The organism is Sporosarcina sp. 179-K 3D1 HS (genome assembly GCF_047228905.1).
Lineage (GTDB): Bacteria > Bacillota > Bacilli > Bacillales_A > Planococcaceae > Sporosarcina.
In genome coordinates this window covers 448,278-465,550 of sequence record NZ_JBFEGI010000002.1, presented here as the reverse complement: position 1 = coordinate 465,550, position 17,273 = coordinate 448,278, and the positions used below count along the sequence as shown (strand labels likewise).

General features: G+C 44.0%; 20 protein-coding genes and 1 tRNA gene. 4 read left to right on the top strand and 17 right to left on the bottom strand.

The window, feature by feature from the left end; all coding sequences use genetic code 11:
* Window positions 1-62 precede the first annotated feature (62 nt).
* Window positions 63-383: a DUF771 domain-containing protein gene (locus AB1K83_RS04950; protein WP_413057039.1), complete on the bottom strand. Its 321-nt coding sequence runs from the start codon at window positions 381-383 to the stop codon at window positions 63-65.
* 420 nt (window positions 384-803) lie between these two features.
* On the opposite strand from AB1K83_RS04950, the gene AB1K83_RS04945 reads away from it, so the two are divergent.
* The 3 genes from AB1K83_RS04945 to AB1K83_RS04935 all read left to right on the top strand — a co-directional run bounded on the left by AB1K83_RS04945 (window position 804) and on the right by AB1K83_RS04935 (window position 2,918).
* Window positions 804-1,160, top strand: a complete 357-nt coding sequence (locus tag AB1K83_RS04945) for a helix-turn-helix domain-containing protein (RefSeq protein ID WP_413057038.1) — start codon at window positions 804-806, stop codon at window positions 1,158-1,160.
* A 112-nt stretch (window positions 1,161-1,272) separates the two neighbouring features.
* The gene (locus AB1K83_RS04940) at window positions 1,273-1,782 is read left to right on the top strand and encodes an ImmA/IrrE family metallo-endopeptidase (protein ID WP_413057037.1); all 510 of its coding nucleotides are present in this window, start codon (window positions 1,273-1,275) and stop codon (window positions 1,780-1,782) included.
* A gap of 23 nt (window positions 1,783-1,805) precedes the next feature.
* The gene (locus AB1K83_RS04935) at window positions 1,806-2,918 is read left to right on the top strand and encodes a tyrosine-type recombinase/integrase (protein WP_413057036.1); all 1,113 of its coding nucleotides are present in this window, start codon (window positions 1,806-1,808) and stop codon (window positions 2,916-2,918) included.
* A 144-nt stretch (window positions 2,919-3,062) separates the two neighbouring features.
* Here AB1K83_RS04935 and AB1K83_RS04930 read toward each other — a convergent pair.
* From AB1K83_RS04930 to AB1K83_RS04885, 10 genes are all read right to left on the bottom strand, one after another.
* Window positions 3,063-3,136 (bottom strand) — tRNA-Arg (locus AB1K83_RS04930).
* Between the two features lie 63 nt (window positions 3,137-3,199).
* On the bottom strand, window positions 3,200-3,706 hold the full coding sequence (locus AB1K83_RS04925) for a metallophosphoesterase (protein WP_413057035.1): 507 nt from the start codon (window positions 3,704-3,706) through the stop codon (window positions 3,200-3,202).
* A 6-nt stretch (window positions 3,707-3,712) separates the two neighbouring features.
* Window positions 3,713-4,315 carry an XTP/dITP diphosphatase gene (locus AB1K83_RS04920; RefSeq protein WP_413057034.1) on the bottom strand — a complete coding sequence of 201 codons (603 nt, stop codon included), beginning with the start codon at window positions 4,313-4,315 and terminating at the stop codon, window positions 3,713-3,715.
* Window positions 4,312-5,073, bottom strand: coding sequence for a ribonuclease PH (rph, locus tag AB1K83_RS04915; RefSeq protein WP_413057033.1), 762 nt, complete (start codon window positions 5,071-5,073; stop codon window positions 4,312-4,314). Before rph ends, AB1K83_RS04920 begins: the two co-directional genes overlap by 4 nt.
* A gap of 99 nt (window positions 5,074-5,172) precedes the next feature.
* Entirely contained in the window at window positions 5,173-5,973 is an 801-nt protein-coding gene (gene racE, locus AB1K83_RS04910) for a glutamate racemase (RefSeq protein ID WP_413057032.1), read from the bottom strand.
* Window positions 5,974-6,302: 329 nt separating this feature from the next.
* Window positions 6,303-6,527, bottom strand: coding sequence for a helix-turn-helix domain-containing protein (locus AB1K83_RS04905; protein WP_413057031.1), 225 nt, complete (start codon window positions 6,525-6,527; stop codon window positions 6,303-6,305).
* A gap of 61 nt (window positions 6,528-6,588) precedes the next feature.
* Window positions 6,589-7,044 (bottom strand): acyl-CoA thioesterase, encoded by a 456-nt coding sequence (locus tag AB1K83_RS04900; protein ID WP_413057030.1) that lies wholly within the window; start codon window positions 7,042-7,044, stop codon window positions 6,589-6,591.
* A 419-nt stretch (window positions 7,045-7,463) separates the two neighbouring features.
* On the bottom strand, window positions 7,464-8,243 hold the full coding sequence (sdhB, locus tag AB1K83_RS04895; protein WP_413057029.1) for a succinate dehydrogenase iron-sulfur subunit: 780 nt from the start codon (window positions 8,241-8,243) through the stop codon (window positions 7,464-7,466).
* Between the two features lie 5 nt (window positions 8,244-8,248).
* The gene (sdhA, locus tag AB1K83_RS04890; protein ID WP_413057028.1) at window positions 8,249-10,003 is read right to left on the bottom strand and encodes a succinate dehydrogenase flavoprotein subunit; all 1,755 of its coding nucleotides are present in this window, start codon (window positions 10,001-10,003) and stop codon (window positions 8,249-8,251) included.
* Window positions 10,004-10,050: 47 nt separating this feature from the next.
* Entirely contained in the window at window positions 10,051-10,659 is a 609-nt protein-coding gene (locus AB1K83_RS04885; protein WP_413057027.1) for a succinate dehydrogenase cytochrome b558 subunit, read from the bottom strand.
* Between the two features lie 228 nt (window positions 10,660-10,887).
* On the opposite strand from AB1K83_RS04885, the gene AB1K83_RS04880 reads away from it, so the two are divergent.
* Window positions 10,888-11,310, top strand: a complete 423-nt coding sequence (locus AB1K83_RS04880; RefSeq protein ID WP_413057026.1) for a YslB family protein — start codon at window positions 10,888-10,890, stop codon at window positions 11,308-11,310.
* Window positions 11,311-11,543: 233 nt separating this feature from the next.
* Here the strand turns inward: AB1K83_RS04880 and AB1K83_RS04875 are convergent, their stop codons facing one another.
* The 6 genes from AB1K83_RS04875 to AB1K83_RS04850 form a co-directional block, all read right to left on the bottom strand.
* Window positions 11,544-11,834, bottom strand: coding sequence for a hypothetical protein (locus tag AB1K83_RS04875; RefSeq protein ID WP_413057025.1), 291 nt, complete (start codon window positions 11,832-11,834; stop codon window positions 11,544-11,546).
* 410 nt (window positions 11,835-12,244) lie between these two features.
* The gene (uvrC, locus tag AB1K83_RS04870) at window positions 12,245-14,041 is read right to left on the bottom strand and encodes an excinuclease ABC subunit UvrC (protein WP_413057024.1); all 1,797 of its coding nucleotides are present in this window, start codon (window positions 14,039-14,041) and stop codon (window positions 12,245-12,247) included.
* Between the two features lie 57 nt (window positions 14,042-14,098).
* Complete coding sequence (gene trxA / locus AB1K83_RS04865; RefSeq protein ID WP_413057023.1) at window positions 14,099-14,413, bottom strand: thioredoxin; 315 nt, start codon at window positions 14,411-14,413, stop codon at window positions 14,099-14,101.
* Window positions 14,414-14,595: 182 nt separating this feature from the next.
* Window positions 14,596-15,570, bottom strand: a complete 975-nt coding sequence (locus AB1K83_RS04860; RefSeq protein WP_413057022.1) for an electron transfer flavoprotein subunit alpha/FixB family protein — start codon at window positions 15,568-15,570, stop codon at window positions 14,596-14,598.
* Window positions 15,571-15,641: 71 nt separating this feature from the next.
* Window positions 15,642-16,415: an electron transfer flavoprotein subunit beta/FixA family protein gene (locus tag AB1K83_RS04855; protein WP_413056128.1), complete on the bottom strand. Its 774-nt coding sequence runs from the start codon at window positions 16,413-16,415 to the stop codon at window positions 15,642-15,644.
* A gap of 26 nt (window positions 16,416-16,441) precedes the next feature.
* On the bottom strand, window positions 16,442-17,215 hold the full coding sequence (locus AB1K83_RS04850; protein ID WP_413057021.1) for an enoyl-CoA hydratase: 774 nt from the start codon (window positions 17,213-17,215) through the stop codon (window positions 16,442-16,444).
* Window positions 17,216-17,273 lie beyond the last annotated feature (58 nt).

Genomic DNA, 17,273 nt, shown 5'->3' with positions numbered 1-17,273 from the left:
TAAAATTAAACAGCTTTAAATTTCGAATTATTTTTATTGCATTTTTACTTACATGAAAACAACTATCCAAAGACTCGATGAAAGTTCTTGTCTAAAAAAACGGCCATCTTTGATGCTTGGAACGACCATGTTTGCCCTTTACCTTTCGGATAAAATACAAAGCCTCCATTTTGACTATCCAGCTCTTTTCGGAAAAGTGGACGAAATAGTATATTATCTTTTAGCCATTCACTTTTTTTTCCAGTACGCTTTTCAAGGTCTTTCATGCTCCAATAAACCCCTTGTAGCTCTCGACTCCTTAGTTCTTCAAGTTCAACTTTTCTAATCAATACAGAATCCTGTGGAATTGGAATTGTAAGACTTACTGAGAGTTGTTGCACCATGTCTAATCACTCCTTTTTTCATTAGATCTCACTTTCAAATAAAGAATCTAATAGATTAAGCCCTTCAATTTTACTCACTGTGTGTAACTGGTTTTCAAAAAAATTCCGTACTCCACTGAAATATACTTTCATTTACTGTTTAATACTCGAATAGGGTAGTATTTTCCACCTCAGAACTCATTAATAGTAAAGATAAACCCTATAAACATATGTCTTTTCACAGTAGAAACATTTAGATATCTGCTTGCTTTTTCTAAGTGAAGGTAATTCATTTTACACGCAATGAGTAATGTCATCTACTAATATATTATACTCTTATTGTGTAAGTCAATAGATATGTTACACTTTTTGAATATTATTTTATAAATATCGTGTAACCATGCTATACTAAAGGAAATAACTATTAAAAGGTGACTAATCATGAGTAATGATCTTCATATTAAATTACAAAAATTAAGAGAAGAGAGAGATTGGTCTAAAACCGCCGTAGCAAAAAAGCTTGGAATTAAAACTGTGTCTACCTATGCAAATTGGGAATACGGAATTCGACAACCTGATAACAACATGATTAGGGAGATTGCTAATCTTTATGACGTCTCAACTGATTATCTTTTGGGGCATAAATCTAGTTCTTCTGCAAAAGATGAAGAGGATTTTCGTAATGTTATAAATGATCCCGAACTTAGACGTTGGTACTCTGAGTTACCTAATTCCAAGGAAGAAGACCTACGTAAGCTACGTAAAATGTGGGATATTATTAAAAACGAGGACGAATGAAACGTATTTTAAAATATGTAGTAGTAACCCTATCTTTTTAATAAGGATAGGGTATTATTATAATTAAAACAAGAACATACATTCTCATCATTTGAAAAGGTGTCGATGAATATTGAAAGTTTTAAGTCTATCTTTACTGGAAGAACAGATTTTTTCGATTTATACTTCGCTTAATATTTCTCACCCCTCTCAAATTTGTCATAATGAGTTAATTGATCTTACGGCCAATAAATTTCACATTAGGGTTTATTATTTTGATGAAGCGAGTGAAGCAAATAATTTAGGTGGAATTTATCGGATTTTTCTTAATGAAAATCAGACAAAACAACAAATTTGGCAAGACTTCGCTCATGAACTTGGACACATTTTAAGACACGAAGGGTACCAATGGTCAATGGAGGAGCCTTTTCGTGAATATCAGGAATGGCAAGCAGAAAACTTTGCGCATCACTTTTGTGTCCCCACATTCATGCTAGACCGCTTAGACTTGCCGCGGCTTAGATGTGAGGCAGTATGGTTAATTGCTAGTCTTTTCAATGTTGAAACCACCTTTGCAAACGATAGATTAGAAAAATGGTTACGGAATAGAGCAACGTGTTATTTAGCTGATTCTTATAAATGATACAAAGAAAGGATTGAAGTAGTATGGCGTCATTTCAAAAACGGGGTAAGACGTGGGAATACCGGGTTAGTCGTATGATAAACGGGAAGCAAAAACCTATCAGGAAAGGAGGGTTTCGGACAAAGAAAGAAGCCGAAGTCGCAGCTTTGGAGTTAGAGGCAGATTTAAGAAAAGGTATTATTCCACATTTGAAACCTGAACCCTTTGATGAATACTTTCGGGGATGGGTTGCCGACTACAAAGTCGACATAAGTAACATCACTCTTAAAAGGTATGAGTCCACCCTAGAAACAATAAAACAGTACTTCGGCAATACTCCTATACAGGATATTACTAAGCGGGAATATCAGCGTTTTTTGAACGTGTATGGGCTAACGCATGCAAAAGAAACGACACGGAAGCTAAATACACATATTCGAGCTTGCATTAAAACTGCGATTGATGAAAACATTATTTATAAAGATTTTACAAAAGATGTCGTTTTAACCGGAGTGGCTAAGCAAAGAAATGAAGACAAACACCTTAATTACAAGGAAAGTAAAATATTACTAAATAAATTATTTCAAATCACACAGGATAATGATCTTAGAACTATAACACATTACATTTTACTACTCGGATTGACCTCTGGACTAAGGTTTGGGGAGATGGTGGGTTTGACTCGTGACGATTTTGATTTCACAAAAAACGAAATCAATGTCTATGAAACTTGGGACTACAAAGAAGGTAAAGGTTTTGTTTCAACAAAAAACGAACAATCTATTCGTGTTGTTAAAATGGATCAAAAAACCATGGCAGTCTTTAAAGTGTTGTTTGAAGAAACACCTAATAATGAACTAAATTTAGTTTTTTATAGTGAGGACTCAAAATTTAAAACCATTTCAAATGAAAATACCAACAAGTTGTTACGTCGTCTGCTTAAAAGTCTTGATATCGGAACTATTTCAGTTCATGGACTACGCCATACACACGCAAGTATTTTACTGTACAGAAAGGTATCCATTTATTATATTTCGGAGAGATTAGGGCATAAAGATATTGACACAACGTTGAAGTATTATTCGCATATTATTAAAGAGTTACGTACAAGAGATGAGAAAAGCACAATCGTTACTTTTGAGAAAATGATCGTGTGAATGTGTATAATTTGTGTATAACGGTTCCGTTTTCAATCGTTTTCAAACGTATACTCAAAAAAATAAAAACCGCTACAAACGTTGATATAATAACGTTTGTAGCGGTTTTTATTTTTCTTAACTTCTTCAAAAAAGTCTTAAATACGTCCCAGGAGGGATTCGAACCCCCGACCGACGGCTTAGAAGGCCGTTGCTCTATCCAGCTGAGCTACTGAGACATGCGCGAACAATCCAATGATTGCTAACGACAAACTTTATTATAGTAAGTCCCTGGACAAATGTCAATGCTCTTTTGTAAAGTTCTTTATTTCCAAAGAATCTATAACCTCACCGTTCAAGTTTTGAAATGAAATACGGAGAGTTTTGTCCCACTCAATCACTGCAAAGGTTGCTTCATTGCCGCCGCGAGGGAGCCGTGTGCTTCCGGGATTCAAGAACAGGATGCCGTCTTCCACTTCAGCCCCGTACAAATGGGAATGCCCGAATAGGACAATATTGGCGCCTTGTTCTTTCGCAGTGTAATAGAGCATCATCATCGATCTTTTTACGTCGTGTTCGTGACCATGGACGGCTAGCACTTTCTTGTCACCTATCTCCACGAGAACGTTCGAAGGAAACCGGTGATCTGAGTCGCAATTTCCACGGACCGTATGAAACTTTTCTAAAAGCGGATCATCAAAAGATAGTTCACTGTCCCCGCAGTGAAAGAAAGCATTGCCGGAAAGATTTGAAACGGTTTTCACCGTTTCTCGATCTCCGTGCGAATCGCTCATGGCAATGATCTTCAATTTCCATCACCTCTTCTGTATGATGTCCGGAAGCTTTTTCTCCAGTTTTTTCAATGCTGCGCCGCGGTGGGAAATTGCATTTTTCTCATCGGGTGTCAATTCCGCCATCGTCTTTCCTTTGGATGGCACGTAAAAAATCGGGTCGTAGCCAAAACCGTTTTCCCCCTTGCGTTCCGGATGGATGGTCCCTTCGCAACTGCCCGAAACTGTCTCGGTTGTCATTGCGGGACCCGCAACCGCCAAAACGCATCGAAAACGCGCCGTTCTTTCTCCTTCAGGCACTCCTTGAAGTTCGCTGAGCACTTTTTCGATATTCGCTTCATCACTTTTGTCAGCCCCTGCGTAACGAGCGGAATAGACCCCTGGACGGCCATCCAATGCGGCAATCTCCAACCCGCTATCATCGGCGATGACTGTTTTCCCTAGCAACCGAGCAACCGTTTCCGCTTTCAAGATAGCATTTTCCTCGAATGTAATTCCGGTCTCTTCCACATCGATTGTCCGGTCCACGTCTTGCAATGTTAATACCCGAATGCCGTGTGGTGTGAACAGCGCTTCAAAGTCTTTTGCCTTCCCTTTATTTGAAGTGGCTATCAAAATCTCTTTCATGACGCGTCCTCTTCCTCTGGTCTTCCAATTCGTTCCGCAATCGGGCCTAGTGCTTCTTTCTGTACTTCAATCAACCGGCGAATCCCTAACTCGGCGAGTTCAACGAGACCATTCATTTCTACTCGTGTAAAGGTTGCCTCTTCACCGGTTCCTTGCAGTTCCACAAATTCTCCCGCACCCGTCATGACTACATTCATATCGACGGCAGCTTCCGAATCCTCGATATAATCCAGATCTAGAATTAACTCGCCATCTGTCGTTTTCCCAACACTGGTGGCAGCAAGGAAATCAAGGATCGGAAATAGCGCCAATTCCTTCTCTTCCTGAAGCTTCGCAGCCGCCAATGCCATCGCAACGAAAGCGCCTGTAATGGATGCCGTACGCGTGCCACCGTCTGCCTGTATGACGTCACAGTCTATCCAGATCGTCCGCTCGCCCAATGCTTCCAGATCGACAACCGAGCGCATTGCCCTCCCGATCAGCCTTTGGATTTCCATCGTCCGGCCTCCCACTTTGCCGCGTGTGGACTCCCGCTGTGTCCGTTGGCCGGTTGCACGGGGCAACATGGAATACTCTGCGGTCACCCAGCCTTTTCCGCCGCCCCGGAGGAAAGGGGGAACCCGATCTTCGATAGTTGCCGTGCAAATGACTTTTGTATTTCCGACTGATATTAGAACAGACCCTTCCGGATGGATTAAATAATTCGTCTCTATCGTCACAGGTCGGTTCATATCCGCTAATCTACCATCATGTCTCATTTTGACACCCTCCACCATTCAGTTTGCGAATCCATCTTAACATATCCCATTTCGCATGCGCAAAACCCGGAAGCCCAACGACGGGATTCCGGGTTTTCATTATAGCATGATATGCCTGACATCTGGCTCTTCGATGGTCAACCAGTCTTGTACGATCAGGCGGAAGGCGTCAGCTCCTCCTGTTGAATAGAATACAGGCTCCACCGGTTGATCCGATTGGCGGGCCAACTTTTTCTCATGCAATATTCCTTCGACGTCCCGGATTGTCTCCACTGCCGAAGAGATGATACGCACACCTTCGGGTAAATGCTTAGCAATATGCTCTTGCAAAAGAGGATAATGCGTGCAACCTAAAATAGCTGCATCAAACGAGACGTCTGCAAGTGGAAGAAGTGTCCTTTTGACAACTTCACTTGCATACTCGGAATGGTATTGTCCACTTTCCACTACGGGCACGAAATCAGGACATGCCAGTGGATGTATTGTTGAATTTGTCGAAATATCGCGAATGGCGTCTTCATATGCCCCACTGTTAATCGTGCCAGCAGTTCCTAAAACTGCGATATTCCCTAAATTGGATGCTTGTACAGCAGCCCTTGCACCGGGTACGATAACGCCGACTACTGGAAAGGAAAATTGTGACCGGATCTCTTCCAATGCCACAGCGGTCGCCGTGTTGCAAGCAATGATCAACATTTTGATCCCCATGTCTGAAAGCTTGGAGACCATCTCTTTTGTAAAATTCTTAACTTCTTCTGCCGGGCGCGGTCCATATGGGCAACGCGCTGTATCTCCAATATAAATGATCGGTTCTTGGGGCAGTCGATGCAACATTTCTTTAACGACTGTTAAACCGCCTGCTCCCGAGTCAATAATCCCGATTGGCGAATCCACTTTCATATCTCGATCCTTTCCATCTCATCATCCAGTTTCGTCAACAAGTGTGAGGGGTTCGTTAGTTCTGTACCGTAAAGTCCGCCAATTATTTTGCCGAAGTGGACGCGTTGTTCGGTCAAGTAAACCAGCTCCTTGAAAAACGAATACTGTTTACTTATTGTCACTCTTTTTCCCACAGTTAGCAATACCTTTTACTTGATTCAGCGGAAGTGCCTGCTGAATCAAGTAAAGCCTCCGACGGATGTCACGGATTTTGAGAGATGTAAAAAGCGGAAGAAAGTCCGCGGCTTCTCATTAAGCTGCAGACATTCCCTCCACGTGAGCACATCATATTAACGTAATTGTAATTCCCCCAACCTTAGTAATTCGACGATCGCCTGTGCCCTGCCGGAAACCCCCAGCTTTTGTATCGTATTCGAGATGTGGTTCCGAACCGTCTTTTCACTGATTCCGAGCCGTCCCGCGATATCTTTTGTCGTGTGATCGTCAACGAGCAGATGAAAAATTTCACGTTCCCTTGCCGTCAGCAAAGAACGGTTTTTTGATTCCTCTGTCAAGACGCGCCCCTCCTATCCGCTTTCACCTTAAAATATGTGAAAGGGTCACAGGCTGTGCCGGCTACTTGACTTTTTCCTTGACAAAAAGCGACTTTTCTTCCGACGTCCACGGAATCCCCTTACCGGTTTCTTTGGAGATCTGTACAAGAGCCCCCCTGCCGGTAAAAACGATATGTCCTTTTTCATTTTTTGCCATGTAGTGGACATCGATGGAACTTGTTCCAACCGTTGTCGTTTTTACATAAATAAAAAGGGTTTCATCAAAAAAGACTTGCTGTACAAAATCACATTGCAAATCCGCCACGACGGGAATGTTTTCCCCATCCGGATCAAGCCAGTCACTCATAAAGCCAATTCTTTTTAAATACTCAATCCTTGCTTGTTCAAAATAAGTGAAAGGCACTGTATTATTCATATGCCCATACATATCCGTCTCAGAAAAGCGAACGGTGACTTGAATAAAAAAGTCAAACTCCGAGGCCCACTCCTCCAGATCCTTAATATATGCCATCTTCATGCAAAACACCTCTTCAAAGTGAATGAACGTTCATTTTTATTCTACCAAAATAATTTAATGAAATAAAGAGATAGCGGGGAACTAGGGAACTTTCGGTGCCTACACAAACTCTCATAGCAATCCGAGAAACTGTAAGGGCGATCACCCGAACTGTCAGGGCTAGCTAAAAAACTGTCATGGCCCACACAAACTCTCATGGCAATCCGAGAAACTGTAAGGGCAATCATCCGAACTGTCAGGGCTAGCTGGAGAACTGTCATGGCCCTCGATCCCGTACTGGCATGGCAGGAGGGCCCTTGCCCACTTTCCAGGTGAATTCCAGATATTCAACCCGCCACATATAACAATGGGGATTTTCTGATGAATCCAAATAAAAAATCCTGCCCGGCAGAAAGCCCAGACAGGATTTGAGACTGTAATTAGTCAACCATATGGTCGCTTCCGAAGAAGTTCTTGAACATTTGGACAGTTGTAGCACGGTTCATGGCCGCAATTGATGTCGTCAACGGAATGCCTTTCGGACAAGCCACGACACAGTTTTGAGCGTTACCGCATTCTGTGATACCACCGTCTCCCATAATGGCCGCAAGACGCTCGTCCCGGTTCATGGAACCAGTCGGATGCGAGTTGAAAAGCCGTACTTGTGAAAGCAAGGCAGGACCAATGAAGTTCGTTTTATCATTTACGTTCGGACAAGCTTCCAAGCAGACACCACATGTCATACATTTGGAAAGCTCATATGCCCATTGCCGTTTGCGTTCCGGCATGCGCGGGCCTTCTCCTAGGTCATACGTGCCATCTATCGGAATCCACGCTTTGATCTTTTTCAAAGAATCGAACATGAATTCACGGTCGATTACGAGGTCACGGACAACCGGGAATGTTTTCATCGGCTCCAGACGGATCGGTTGTGTCAACTGGTCGATCAGTGCTGTACAGGACTGACGCGGACGGCCGTTGATCACCATCGAACAGGCTCCACACACTTCTTCCAGACAGTTCATGTCCCAGTTGACAGGTGTCGTCGATTTTCCATCGGCATTCACCGGATTTCGGCGAATTTCCATCAAAGCGGAAATGACGTTCATATTTGGTCTATATTCAACATCGAACTTCTCCCAGTAAGGGGACGAAGTCGCTGTATCTTGACGAAGAATCTCAAAGCGGACGGTTTTCACAGCAGTAGTATTTTCACTCACTTACGTCAATCTCCTTTCTTCGCTGAGTAATCGCGTTTACGAGGCGGAATCAAGGAAACATCAACTTCTTCGTAATGGAAGATTGGTGCTGAATTTCCGTCAAACTTCGCCATCGTTGTTTTCAGGAAGTTCTCGTCGTCACGGTTCGGGAAGTCCGGTTTGTAATGGGCTCCACGGCTCTCGTTACGATTCAACGCCCCTAGCGTAATCACTCTAGCTAAGTATAACATGTTTTTTAATTGACGTGTGAATGTTGCGCCTTGGTTCGACCACTTCTGCGTATCATTGATATTGATATTTTCATAACGCTCCAGAAGTTCAAGAATTTTATTATCTGTCTCTTGAAGTTTGTCATTATAACGTACTACTGTAACGTTATCTGTCATCCATTCACCAAGTTCTCTATGAAGGACATATGCGTTTTCTGTGCCATCCATCTGAAGCGTCGCTTCCCAATTTTCTTGTTCTTCTTTGATTGCGTCTTCGAAGATGGAAGATGGAAGCTCTTCTGCAGTCCGTTTCAGACCTTTCATATAATGAACAGCATTCGGTCCTGCGACCATTCCGCCGTAAATTGCTGAAAGGAGTGAGTTTGCACCCAGTCGGTTCGCACCATGTTGTGAATAATCACATTCACCTGCAGCGAACAAGCCTGGGATGTTTGTCATTTGGTCATAATCTACCCATAGTCCGCCCATCGAGTAGTGAACCGCCGGGAAAATCTTCATAGGGACTTTACGTGGATCATCGCCGGTGAATTTCTCGTAGATTTCGATAATTCCGCCCAACTTGATATCCAACTCATGCGGATCTTTATGGGAAAGATCCAAGTACACCATGTTTTCGCCGTTGATGCCTAGTTTTTGATTAACGCAGACATCAAAAATTTCACGTGTTGCGATATCACGTGGTACGAGGTTACCGTAATCCGGATATTTCTCTTCAAGGAAATACCATGGTTTACCGTCTTTATAAGTCCAGACACGACCGCCTTCCCCACGTGCGGATTCACTCATGAGTCGAAGTTTGTCATCTCCTGGGATGGCCGTCGGGTGAATTTGGATAAATTCGCCGTTCGCATAATATGCCCCTTGTTGATAAACAATCGATGCGGCGGATCCTGTATTAATAACTGAGTTTGTCGATTTGCCAAATATGATGCCAGGGCCTCCAGTTGCCATGATGACAGCGTCACCTTTAAACGCCTGGATTTCCATTGTCTTCATGTTTTGGGCTTTAATTCCGCGGCAAACGCCTTCCTCGTCCAAAATAACACCAAGGAATTCCCAATGCTCATATTTTTGAACAAGTCCTGCGACTTCATGGCTCCGAACTTGTTCATCCAATGCGTAAAGTAATTGTTGTCCTGTTGTTGCCCCTGCAAATGCTGTACGGTGATGCAATGTTCCACCAAAACGTCGGAAATCGAGCAACCCTTCCGGTGTTCGGTTAAACATGACTCCCATACGGTCCAATAAGTGGATGATTCCAGGTGCCGCTTCTGCCATCGCCTTGACCGGCGGTTGGTTTGCAAGGAAGTCTCCTCCATATACAGTGTCATCAAAGTGGATTGCAGGCGAGTCGCCTTCCCCTTTTGTATTTACTGCACCGTTGATGCCGCCTTGGGCACATACGGAGTGGGACCGTTTAACCGGGACAAGAGAGAACAGGTCGACCGATGTTCCTTCTTCGGCCGCTTTGATAGTTGCCATCAAACCAGCTAGGCCTCCACCGACGACAATCAATCTTCCTTTTGCCATTTTACAGTTTCACTCCTCAAGTTTCAGTCAGTTTCTTAATTCGTAGATCAAACGAATGCTAGTAATGCTTGGATACCAATCACGGAAAGAACTAGGAAGATTCCCATTGAAACGTACGTGACAATCGTTTGTGAACGTGGTGATTGTGTGAATCCCCATTTCACAAGGAATGACCAGATTCCGTTAGCCAAGTGGAATGTCCCCGAAATGACACCCAAGATGTAGAATGCCAACATGAATGGGCTCGATAAAATATCCGCCATCATGTCATAGTTGACTTCTGCACCCAACGCCTTCTGGATTCTCGTTTCATAGATGTGCCAAGCGATGAAAACCACAAGGAATACACCTGTGACACGTTGCAGTAGGAACATCCAGTTACGGAATGTGCCATATCGCTGTACGTTGTTTTTCGCCGTGAAAGCTATGTAGATACCAAAGAACGCATGGAACATAAGCGGGATGTAAATGACGAACCATTCCAGAAACAATACGAATGGCAAGTTCCCCATGAAATTAGATGCGTTGTTGAATGCTTCTGCACCGCGGGTTGCAAAATGGTTGATAACCAAGTGTTGAGTCAGGAAAAGACCAACCGGAATAATACCGAGCAAGGAATGTAGACGGCGCAAGTAAAAATCTGATTCTCTCGACAAGTTTTTTACCCTCCCTTATTTCTGAGTCAGCCGATCCACGGCGTCACCTTTTAGACAAGATGCGACATTGACGGCATGTCTCTTCATGGTACAATATTAGAACATGTCCATTGTACTCCTCCGTTTTCAGGAGGTCAAGATGGTGTGCAGTTTTTGATTTGGCTGTCCACTTTCACTTTTCCTATGACAGTCTATAAATATTTGCAAAATTGTCGGAAAGGGCTGTAATTGGGATTGGAAGAAACTACATATGATTCACCGACACGATTCGGCTACGATCTATTAAGGAACCACGTATTGCCCAGTATTTTAGGCAAGCACGAGGATGACATCCTCTATTGGGCGGGAAAAGAAGTGGCCCGTAAATTCCCCGTTTTCGGCATAGACGAATTGCCGGTGTTCTTCACAGAGGCAGGTTGGGGTTCCTTGATTTTGGAAAAAACGTCGAAAGACGAAGCTCTATACATAATGGCACCAACCACGGGACCCAATGCATCACATCGCTCCTACACGTTGGAAGCGGGTTTTATCGCCGAGCAATATCAGAAATTGAACGGCGTGTTGACCGAATGCTACGGCGAAGTCAATGAAAAAGAAGAACAAATCCATTTTACGGTGAAATGGGATCCGAAAACAAAAATTGATATGTAAAAAAGGATGCAGCTTTTGCTAACGGGTTCGGTTGATGGGGAGAAAATACAAAAACACACCCCAATAAGCAACTAAAATAGCGTATGATTCGCACCCGAATTGACAGTAGAAAAAGCAATAAAAAAATGCTCAGGCATAATAACCTGGGCATTTTTTCTTGTCCTACCATTTGTTCAACACTCGCGCCCGATTGTTGGGAGAAGGCTGCGCTAAACATTTTCCTTTCCCAGCGATTAATGCTGAATGTCTTCTAACACCCGAGGATTATCTCCTTTGTTTGAATACATGGCGAAATACTCTTTATCTTCCTCGATAAGGTTCCAAACCATCTTTTCTTTTATCATTATCTTAAATGTTTCTTCTTTGTTTAGATTGTTCGGGTTATATACCTTAATCCAATATTCTTTGTTGTTGTTTGACTGACCTTTTTCAATCACAATTAACGACGAGGCAGTTGATACTCCCCCACAAGAGGCAAGTATTAATGTGAGAAGGATAATGAATAACCCAAAAGTTTTTTTCATAAATCTTCCTCCGATGATTAAATAATGCTTTTTTAGTTTCAACAATCTGGCTCCGTTTGCTGAATAAGCTGTCTTCTTATAGCTCTATTTTAGCACAAAATCTTTTACTCCCTTCAATGTCTTCAGTTATTTCTAAAACATTTTCTCAACCTCCAACCAACAATCTTATTAGTGGTGCAATTAGCAGAGGAACATAAATTTATGTGCTGTTGTTAATTGGTTTACCAATTGTATTGCTATTTTCTATCGATAATTGCCTTAAACATTGATATAGCAACAAAAATGGGGACATCAATTCAAGTGTGAATTGTGTCCCCATTTGCTATGCTTTTTAACGTTTTCTCTCCGTGTACCGAACCCGTTAAGCTTTTGCCGCGTCCTTTTTATATTAATTCATCTCTATTGAGCAATCACTCTTCCTCTTTTTCCATCGACCCTTCACGAAAATATGATTCCACAGTTTCAGCCACCTTGAAGGGCAGGCCAGCTTCCCGGAGTTCCTCAACGGAGGCTTCTCGTATCTTCTTGACGGAACCGAAATGTTTTAATAGTAATTTTTTTCGCTTCGGTCCCACTCCCGGTAGTCCATCCAATGCAGAAACCAAGGATGACGTCCCCCGTTGTTGACGGTGAAAAGTGATGGCAAATCGGTGCACTTCGTCCTGGATTCTCTGCAATAGATAAAACGCTTCACTGGTCCGTTTCAGCGGAACGAGATCGACAGGGTCACCGTATAATAATTGGGAAGTCTGATGCTTGTCATTTTTTGAAAGCCCAGCAATCGGAATGGAAAGTCCCAGTTCATCCTCCACCACTTCACGCGCCGATTCCATATGACCTTTTCCTCCATCAATGATAATTAGGTCAGGTAATGGCAAATTGTCTCGCAACACCCGGACATATCGCCTTCTGACCACTTCTCTCATGGCACCGTAATCATCGTGTGCAGCCGCCGTTTTTGTCTTATATTTCCGGTAGTCTTTGCGGTTCGGTTTGCCATCCAAGAACGAAACCATGGCAGACACCGGATCTGCGCCGTGCGTATGGGAATTGTCGAATGCTTCAATTCGAAGAGGTATGGAGATATTCATTGCTTTTCCAAGCTCTTCACATGCTCCGATAGTCCGCTGTTCTTCCCGTTCAATTAGATGGAATTTTTCCTTCAACGCAATTTCCGCGTTTTTATTCGCGAGTTGGACAAGATCTTTCTTCTTTCCGCGTTGCGGTGTATAGACATGCACAGCCAGAAGCTCCCGAACCAATTCGCTATCTATTCCCTGCGGAAGCAGTATCTCTTTCGGCTTCAAATAATCCGATTTCCCATAAAATTGACCGATGAATGTGAGAAGCTCCTCTTCCGGATCTTGATAGAGCGGGAATAAAGACACATCCCTCTCTATCAATTTCCCTTGCCGAACAAAAAAGACCTGAACACACATCCATCCTCGTTTGACGGCATATCCGAATATGTCACGATCGGTGAAGTCATTCATCGTAATGGTCTGCTTTTCCATGACGGCTTCGATGTTCACGATTTGATCCCGGTATTCCTTTGCTCTTTCAAACTCCAGGTTGTCGGCGGCCATCGTCATCTTTTCAGTTAAATCCTTTTTCATCTCTTTATAGCCGCCATTTAGAAATCGGGTGATGTCCTCCACCATTTTTCTGTATGTGTCATCTTCCACTTCATTTACGCACGGGGCCAAACATTGGCCCAAATGGTAATACAAACAGACACGATCAGGAAGGGAATGGCATTTGCGGTATGGATACAAACGATCGAGCAGCTTTTTCGTTTCATTGGCGGCATGGGCGTTCGGATAAGGACCAAAGTACTTCCCTTTGTCTTTCTTCACTTGTCGGGTAATGATCAATTTCGGGTGCCGTTCCGCGGTCAGCTTCAAGTAAGGATACGATTTATCATCTTTCAGCATGATATTATATTTGGGATCATGCTGTTTGATCAAATTCAATTCAAGGACAAGCGCTTCGATGTTCGATGAAGTGACGATGTATTCAAAGTCCATAATTTCGCTGACCAGACGCTGCGTTTTTGCATCATGGCTCCCTGTGAAATAACTGCGGACCCGATTTTTCAGCACTTTGGCCTTGCCGACATAAATAATTGTCCCTTGTCGGTCTTTCATTAAATAGCATCCCGGCAAATCCGGTAAAATTGCCAATTTATGTTCAAGCAATTCATTCATTTCTTTCACCTACCAAAAAAACCGGTCCTTGAGAAAGGCCCGGTTATGGAATAACAATTATGCGTGTTTTTCGATCAATTGGGCAAGTGCCTCTTTCGGCTGGAACCCTACGACCTTATCGACAATCTCTCCGTCTTTGAATAGCACGAGAGTCGGGATGGACATGATGCCATATTTGCTGGCAGTCCCTTGGTTGTTATCGACATCCACTTTTACAATATTGGCTTTGCCTTCGATATCTCCGCTTAGATCTTCCAATACCGGTGCGATCATCTTACAAGGTCCGCACCAAGGCGCCCAAAAGTCAACCAGGACGAGCCCTTCTTTAATATTTTCATCAAATGTCTGATCTGTCGCATTAATAATAGCCATTTAAAAATTCCTCCTTTTAAGAACAACTATGACCGTATTATAGCATGCCCCTATAAGGCGGGCTAACGATATGCCCGCATTGCAGAATTCCTAAGATTGAAGCTCTTCTATCATTGAAAACTGCGATGAAAATAATAGAAGCCCCGCAAGTCATAAGAGTTGCGGGGCTACAGATATTTCGATTAGCTTACTTTAACTTTTTGGATTTCTTCAATCATCATTGGAATGACTTCAAAGAGGTCGCCGACGATTCCATAGTCCGCCACTTTGAAGATGTTCGCTTCCGGATCCTTGTTGATCGCCACGATGATTTTGGAGTTCGACATCCCTGCCATATGTTGGATCGCCCCTGAAATTCCTGCCGCTATGTACAGATCAGGTGTAACCACTTTCCCGGTTTGGCCGATTTGCAATGAATAATCACAGTAGTCCGCGTCACATGCACCACGGGATGCACCGACCGCACCGCCTAGCAAGTTCGCCAACTTCTGCAATGGCTCGAAGCCTTCCGCGCTTTTCACGCCACGGCCTCCCGCCACGACCACTTTTGCTTCCGACAGGTCCACGCCTTCCGTCGCTTTGCGGACGACTTCTGCAATGACCGAGCGAAGATTCGTCACATCGACAGAGAGGGAAGAGACTTCGCCCGTACGGCTTGCATCATGATCCAGTGGTGCGATGTTGTTTGGACGGATCGTCACGAAGAGAAGACCTTCTTTGTTCTTCACTTTTTCAAACGCCTTACCGGAATAGATCGGACGGATGAATTGGGCACTATCCCCTTCGCCTTCAATCGCTGTCACATCGGAGATCAAGCCGGATTCCAATTTACTAGCGATTTTCGGAGATAGGTCTTTACCAAGTGCTGTGTGGCCAAAGACGATCGCGTCCGGTTTTTCCTGTTCATAGACAGCCATGAACGCTTGTCCGTACCCGTCGGATGTATATTGCTTAAGATGTGGATGCTCCACCGTGATGACACGATTGGCACCATAATGGACCATTTCTTCCGCTAGTGATTGGACGGCATCGCCGAATAGAACACCAACGACTTCTCCGCCACCGGAGATTGTTTTCGCGGCTGCAATCGCCTCGAACGATACATTACGCAAAGCTCCTTCTCGAGCTTCCCCAAGTACTACTACTTTTTTAGACATATTGAGTCCCTCCTAATAGATACGATTTTCGTGCTGATTTACATCAATTACGCAAGTGTCAGACCGCTTACTCAGATCACTTTCGCTTCTGTGCGCAGCAAGGATATCAATTCTTGCACTTGGTCGGCTACGTCGCCTTCCAATACGCGGCCCGCCGCCTTTTGTGGAGGAAGGAAGATTTCAACCGTTTCCGTTTTCGCTTCCACATCATCTTCGTCGATATCGAGATCGTCGAGCTCCAATTCCTCAAGCGGTTTCTTCTTCGCCTTCATGATGCCCGGTAAGGAAGGATAGCGTGGCTCATTCAACCCTTGTTGCGCCGTTACGAGCAGCGGTAGGGACGTTTCGATCGTTTCCGAATCCCCTTCTACGTCGCGGACGATTTTCACGGATGTACCATCGACATTCAGTTCTGTGATCGTTGTCACATAGTTGATGCCAAGCAATTCCGCCACACGTGGACCGACTTGTCCGGACCCACCATCAATGGCTACGTTCCCTGCGAGGATGATATCTGCGTCTTTGTCTTTCAAATATTCTGCAAGTATTTTCGCAACCGTATATTCATCCATTTCATCCAGATCATCTTCCGTGTTGATGAGAACCGCTTTGTCCGCGCCCATTGCCAATGCCGTGCGCAGTTGTTTTTCCGCCTCTTCGTCCCCGATTGTGACAACTGTCACTTCACCTTCATGGGCATCCCGAAGCTGGATCGCTTCCTCGATGGCATACTCGTCATACGGGTTGATGATGAATTCAGCTCCATCTTCCGCAATCTTGCCGTTTGTAACCGCTATCTTTTCCTCCGTGTCAAATGTCCGTTTTACTAATACATAAATGTTCATAGTTGCAGACCTCCTTGGATTTCTATTTATTTTCCAACAAAAACAGGTTGGCGTTTTTCAAGGAATGCTGAGATTCCTTCTTTAGCATCTTCAGAGATGAAGACTTCACCGAATGATGCAGCTTCCGCTTTTACACCTTCTTCATAACCTGCATGCTTCGTAAACTGAAGCATGTCTAGGGCCGCTTTGACCGCAACCGGGCTTTTATTCACCATTTTCTTAGCCAATTCAATTGTTTTAGGAAGCAATTCATCCTCCGGGAAAGCATGATTGGCAAGTCCAAGGCTGACTGCTTCCACGCCGTTGATCGGCTCGCTCGTCAGTAGCATTTCTGCTGCTTTTGCAAGACCGACATATCGTGGCAGCCGTTGCGTTCCCGCAAATCCCGGAATCAACCCCAATTGCAATTCCGGAAGTCCCAATTTCGCTTTTTCGGATACAGTTCGCATATGGCATCCCATTGCCAACTCGAGACCCCCACCGAGTGCAGCGCCATGAATTGCTGCAATTACCGGTTTTCTAAACCGTTCAAGCCGCTCGAACACGTCTTGTCCGCTGGCTGCTAGCTTGGAAAATTCATCACCGGATGTGACCTCTGTGAATTCCTTAATATCCGCCCCCGCGGAGAAGAACTTACCTTCCCCATGCAATACGATTACACGAACGGAGTCATCGCCTTCCATTTGGTCCAGCAATGAGTCCACTTCCAGTATAAGTGCACGGGAAAGCGCATTTGCAGGCGGCCGGTTGATCGAAACGACTGCAATACCCTCTTCCTTTTTCACTGTGAGAAATTCCATTTACCCATCCCCCTTCATGTTTCATCTCATAATCTGCTAGGAATGAACATGACCCATC